The 5776-nt window shown below is 47.8% G+C and carries 5 protein-coding genes; all 5 read left to right on the forward strand.

What is annotated here, in order from left to right; all coding sequences use genetic code 11:
- The first annotated feature begins 287 nt into the window (after positions 1-287).
- The 5 genes from LQ229_RS26725 to LQ229_RS26745 all read left to right on the forward strand — a co-directional run bounded on the left by LQ229_RS26725 (position 288) and on the right by LQ229_RS26745 (position 5452).
- Positions 288-1247: an NAD-dependent epimerase/dehydratase family protein gene (locus LQ229_RS26725; protein ID WP_230193399.1), complete on the forward strand. Its 960-nt coding sequence runs from the start codon at positions 288-290 to the stop codon at positions 1245-1247.
- A gap of 302 nt (positions 1248-1549) precedes the next feature.
- Positions 1550-1966: an Rrf2 family transcriptional regulator gene (locus LQ229_RS26730; RefSeq protein WP_216540813.1), complete on the forward strand. Its 417-nt coding sequence runs from the start codon at positions 1550-1552 to the stop codon at positions 1964-1966.
- 496 nt (positions 1967-2462) lie between these two features.
- Entirely contained in the window at positions 2463-3380 is a 918-nt protein-coding gene (locus LQ229_RS26735; RefSeq protein ID WP_216540812.1) for an NAD(P)/FAD-dependent oxidoreductase, read from the forward strand.
- Positions 3381-3638: 258 nt separating this feature from the next.
- Complete coding sequence (locus LQ229_RS26740) at positions 3639-4637, forward strand: AraC family transcriptional regulator (RefSeq protein ID WP_216540811.1); 999 nt, start codon at positions 3639-3641, stop codon at positions 4635-4637.
- Between the two features lie 20 nt (positions 4638-4657).
- Positions 4658-5452, forward strand: coding sequence for an SDR family oxidoreductase (locus LQ229_RS26745; protein WP_216540810.1), 795 nt, complete (start codon positions 4658-4660; stop codon positions 5450-5452).
- Positions 5453-5776: the final 324 nt, after the last annotated feature.

Below are 5776 nucleotides of genomic sequence, written 5' to 3' on the forward strand. Positions count from 1 at the left end.
AAAACTCGATTTTTGAACTGGGTTTAGTTTGGTGTTGTCTTTTTTCCTGACTCATTGACCTGTTCCTTAAAGTAAATTTCCAATTCTCATGAATCAGGGGCTTGACATCTTACCGCTGGACTTTATTAATCGTAGGGTTAACTATATCTCTTATTCTATCCGAAGAATTGTGTTTACGTTTCTTATCAATTGCTGATTATAAATTGTGATTGACTAATCAATTACTTGGTGTTATATTCATGTAAGTGAGTGATTGATCAATTATAAAACATAATGAGGTGATCTATTTGAAAAAAGCGATTGTCGTAGGAGCAACGGGAGGTACAGGTGCTACGGTAACGGAGGAATTGGTCAAGCGGGGGATTCGGACGGTGGCGTTCGGGAGATCTCGCCAGAAGCTGGAGAGGCTTAGTGCCGGACTGGGTTACCCGGAACATTTAACGATTGCCGTAGGTGACGCCTTCCGTTCGGATCACATCGTCTCTGCTTCGGAAGGCGCTGACACCCTATTCCATTGCGCAAACGTACCGTATCACGAAATGGTAAGCAAGCTGATTCCTCTGGGCGAATCCGTGATGGAGGCAGCCGACCGGCTGAACTTGAAGGTAGTCGTCATCGACGGCATCTATCCTTATGGAAGAAGACAGATGGAGCGGGCGACCGAAGAGCACCCGAAGCAGCCGCATACGAGGAAGGGCAAGACCAGGCTCGCTTACGAGAAGATGCTGTTCGCCGACCGTTGGAGCCGGGCCAAAGTCATGATCGCCCGCTTGCCGGATTATTACGGCCCCACGGCGAACGACGCTTCTTATCTGGGCTCTACGCTCGCAGCGATCGCGGCCGGCAAGATGGCATTTTTCATCGGCAATATGCGTGTCCCCCGGGAATTCGTCTACTTGCCGGACGCAGCGTTCATGATTGTGGAGCTCGCCGCAAGGGACGATGCTTATGGGGAGAACTGGCATATTCCGGGCGCAGGTTTGATCTCGGGGAAAGAGATCGTGCGAATCGCCCGCCAGGCGAGCGGAAGCGCCAAACCTGTCATTCCGCTTGGAAGAATCGGCCTCTCTTTGCTCGGCATGGGCGTACCGGTCATGAAGGAGGTAGTGGAAATGCTCTATTTGACGGAAGAACCGCTTGTCTTGAGTGGGGACAAATACGAAAGGTTGATCGGACCGATACGGTCAACGAGTTTCGGGGAGGGAATTACGGATACGATCCGCGCGTTGCAGACAAGAATTGAATGAATCCATGTTATCATTATGCGGGAGAGGTAATGGTGAAGGGTTAGGCGGATTACGCCTAGCCCTATTGCTGTCTCGTGCCGAAAATTTGATTTCTTTCGTCCCTCGATATAATTAGAGTACGCTCGCCCTTCCGGATTTTGATTGATGCAAGACGGAATTTTGACATTTGCATTCTTTTCATTTATTATCAAGGATATAAGGAGTCTTTTAAATCCTTTAATTACCTTGGGCTGCTTTTCTTGATTGCGTTTCTAAAGCGGTGTAAGATAGGGGGAGAATAGAAACGGAGAAGTGATGTGTAGATGAAATTTTCCAAAGCGACGGATTATGCCCTTCATACGATGTTGTTTCTTTGCAAATCTCCTTTCGATAAGCCCGTGGGGGTGCAGCAGCTTGCTGAGCAGCAGCAAGTGTCGCCAACCTATTTATCGAAAATATTGACCAAGCTTGCAAAGGCCGGAATGATCGAATCAATTTCCGGCGTGAACGGAGGGTATCGCCTCAAACGAAACTGGGAGGAAATTTCCTTTTTGGATATCATTCATGCCATTGAGGGGACAGCCTCGTTATTTGAATGCGGTCTGCATCATAATCCAGGATGTTTGATTCAACAGGTTATGGTTGAGGCGGAAAATAAAATGGAAGTTTTTTTGAGAGAGCAGAAAATATCCGAGCTTGCCAAGAAAGCAACCAACATGTGGGATAGCGGCATAAAATAGTCCAAACAATCTTGTTGCGGGATTGGCATAGGAGAGAGAAATGGCAATCGTTGACGGCGGACGACCCATCATATGCGCTAACGAAACGAATACACGCTAATCGCCTGCAAATCGCCTTGTTGCTCATGTAACGAAACTGAAACACGCTAATGAGGGAGAAAAGGCGGTAAAACCGCCGATTTTCAATGAATAAAGAGACGTACTTTCGTTAGATTGGGAACATCTACATTTTGAGCCCAATAAGGATTGTCAGTTTCGTAAGCGCCAAATAAGGGGCGTAAGTCCGCACGGATCGCCTTCCAATCTAGGGAGGTATTCCCTATGCCAATGGGTTAGGGAAAGAGTTAGGCCATCTTTCTATTTTTTTACTCCAAATTACAGATTTAATATACCTATAATAACTTTATTGCAAATGGCTTCCGCCATTATTGTTCATTCGGAAGCAACGAATTCATGACGTTTGAAGGAACTTTTGAAATGGAGGTATATGTTGACAATGGAAAAACAACTTTTCGACGTAGCGATTATTGGCGGCGGCCCGGCAGGGTTGAACGCCGCCCTGGTGCTTGGACGGGCGAGGAAGCACATAGCGGTGATCGATGAAGGCCGTCCCCGCAACGCCGTGACCCGCGAGGCCCACGGATTTCTTACCCGCGACGGGATCAGGCCTGGCGAATTTCGGCGCATTGCGAAGGAAGAGATTAGCGCCTACCCCTCCGTCCGCTTCGTGGCGGAAACGGCCGTGTCGATCGCGGGGACGGACGGACGGTTTCAAATAGAGACCGAGCAAGGGCAAACGATTGCAAGCAAAAAGATATTGTTTGCCGTCGGCATGAAGGATCGGCCGCTAGGCATTCCGGGGCTCGCAGAGGTATACGGGAAAAGCGCGTTCGTCTGCCCGTATTGCGACGGCTGGGAATTAAGGGATCAGCCGCTTGTCATCATTGTGAAGGGAGCCGGGCTCATGCATTTCGCTCCGCTCATATCCGGATGGACGAACCGTTTTACCGTCTGCACGAATGGCCCCGATGAGCTGACGGATACTCAGCGCGAGGAGCTCCAACGGCATCAAGTGCCTCTGTACGATTCGCCGATCCGATCCATCGATTCAAACGAAGGGATCGTGCAGCAAGTCGTTCTCGAAGACGGGACGACTGTTCCATGCAGGGGGATCTTTTTCCAACCGGAGCTGGTTACGGGATCGGACCTGCCGCGAGCTATCGGATGCCAGATGACGGAAGCGGGGGCGGTTGTCGTCGACGAGTTCGGAAAAACGAACGTTCCGGGCGTTTATAGCGCCGGGGACGCGGCATCGCGAATGTACCAGGCCATTGCTGCCGCCTCGATGGGCGCAATTGTCGCCGCGGCCATGAACAATGAACTCAACATGGAGGCCTGGAACCGAAACGGATGAGGATTTTTTCCGGTGCCTCATCATACGAACGGGAACGTAAATTAAAATCAAATAGCGGCAGCCATGTTTTATTTTTTCATGGTTGCCGCTATTTTATTATTATATCCTTGATTTGGCGCAATTGGCAAGTAAACAGTCGCTCTTTGCTAGTTACAGATTGGCATTGAGTAGGTATACTATAATAACTGTCCAGCCAACAAGGCAGGACGCCAATCCAAAGCTAGCGAAGGTGTAAGCAACTGGAGGAGGCCCTTAAGTATGACGTCTCATACCTTTAACCGTATTAAAATGCCGGCAGGTTTTTGGGCAGGATTGCATCAATTAGGGATTGCCGCCCACGATGTGGTTCGCAAAGCGCGACTGCCGCTAACCGTTATGAATGAAACAGTAGTGACTACTGAGCAATATTTCGCGATATGGCAGGCTTTTTCCGATCTCATTGGCGACCCTGCGATAGGAATTGTCAAGCTTGCGACCGCCTTTGAAACAGCGAAGTACCCGCCGAGCGTCTTAGCGCCTTACCACGCTCGCGACTATCGCGACGCTTTAAACCGTATGGCCCGGTACAAACAATTGTGCCCCCCCGAAAGCTTGCGTATCACCGAGAAGGGCGAGCTTTGTGTGATCGAACTGGAATGGCTGCATACCGAGCGACCCGGTCCGCCAATGCTGATTGGCATCACGCTGGCGTCTTTGCTGGAGCTAGGGCGCCGCGGCACAGGTCAACACTTGACGGCGCATCGAGTCGAATTTGCGCATGCCATGGGCGATGTACAGGTCCTTGAAGCTTACTTCGGCTGCCGAATCCGGATTGGCGCACAATATAACCGCTTGACGCTGCTTCGAAGAGATCTGGACCGCCCCTTTGTCTCGTACAACGAAGAGTTGCTGGAGGTTCTTACTCCCGTATTGGACCGATCGCTCGATGAACAGCAATGCGGCCGTTCAATTACCGAGATGGTCAAATGGATCATGAAACGCAGCTTAGCGGGGGGACGTCCCGATATTCAGGCTGTAGCGGGCGAGTTGGGGATGAGCGATCGTACCTTGCAGCGCCGCCTCGCCGACGAAGGCACGAGTTTCAAACATTTGTTGACACAAGCTCGACGCGAGCTGGCACGAGAGTACTTGGCAGACCCTGCGATCGATATGAAAGAAGTGGCCTTCCTGCTTGGATATGAAGACCAGAACTCGTTCTACCGTGCTTTCCGCCTTTGGGAAGGTCATACTCCTTCAAATTGGCGTGCTAAATTATAAACGAAAAGGAGAAATGAATCATGGATATGGGATTAAACAATAAAACAGCTTTAGTTACAGGGTCTACGAAAGGTATAGGGAAAGCAATTGCCATTGAACTAGCCAAAGAAGGCGTGAATGTACTCATTAACGGACGAAATTACGAAGAGGCAGAACGAATTGTAAATGAAATTAAAGCGGATTTCCCGGCCACCTCTCCTCAAAATGCTGCAGCCGATCTTGTGGATGCAGAGCAAAGAGAAGCTTTATTCAAAAAATATCCTCATATCGATATTTTGGTTAACAATATGGGGATTTATGAAATTATGCAATATGAGGACATTGACGATGAAGTATGGGAAAAATACTTCCGTACGAATGTACTTGCCGCAAATGGATTATCCAAATTTTATTTGCCTACAATGTTGAAAAACGACTATGGCCGCATTCTCTTTATTGCGAGCGAAGAAGCAATGATGCCTTCAGGACAAATGCCTCAATATGCAGTGACAAAATCAATGCTGTTATCATTGTCAAAAAGCTTATCGAAATTAACAAAAGGAACGGAAGTTACCGTCAATACGATCATGCCGGGACCGACACTCTCCGAAAATGTGCATCAAATCATTGAGGGCATGTACCCTAATGAAGATCTGACTTTTTCGGAAAAAGAGAAAAAATTTATGGCGGCAAACCTGCCTCAATCTGAAATACAGCGATTTATCAAGCCTTTTGAAATAGGCAGATTAGTTGCATTTGTATGCAGTCCTTATGCATCCGCATTTAAAGGTTCGCCAATCCGTATGGATGGAGGAATGGTGCCGACTATTTTTTAAAATAACTCACCTTGGTTGCGTAAAGAAGACATCCGAAAGGGTGTCTCTTTTTTCATTTCGCCATAATGATTGACACCGAACAGAAATAGCCTTAGAATAAAATTGTTTCATTTGAATAAATATTTTTAAATGTTATTTGTCTTTATCTTTATTTAATCGGTTTTTTTATTTATTTCAACGAAATAATTTTGCATTGAAAAGTCCAGCGGTAAGATGTCAAGTCCCTGATTCTTGAGAATTGGAAATTTTCTTGGCCGTAAAGCAAGGGAGTCAGGGAAAATGACAGCACCAAACTAAACCCAGCCCGAAAATCAAGTCATTTAC

Source organism: Paenibacillus sp. CECT 9249 (assembly GCF_918697855.1).
GTDB lineage: Bacteria > Bacillota > Bacilli > Paenibacillales > Paenibacillaceae > MSJ-34.

Coding starts and splice junctions, on each gene's coding strand:
- LQ229_RS26740 (WP_216540811.1), top strand. CDS start 3,639: ATGACGTCTCATACCTTTAACCGTATTAAAATGCCGGCAGGTTTTTGG.
- LQ229_RS26745 (WP_216540810.1), top strand. CDS start 4,658: ATGGATATGGGATTAAACAATAAAACAGCTTTAGTTACAGGGTCTACG.
- LQ229_RS26730 (WP_216540813.1), top strand. CDS start 1,550: ATGAAATTTTCCAAAGCGACGGATTATGCCCTTCATACGATGTTGTTT.
- LQ229_RS26735 (WP_216540812.1), top strand. CDS start 2,463: ATGGAAAAACAACTTTTCGACGTAGCGATTATTGGCGGCGGCCCGGCA.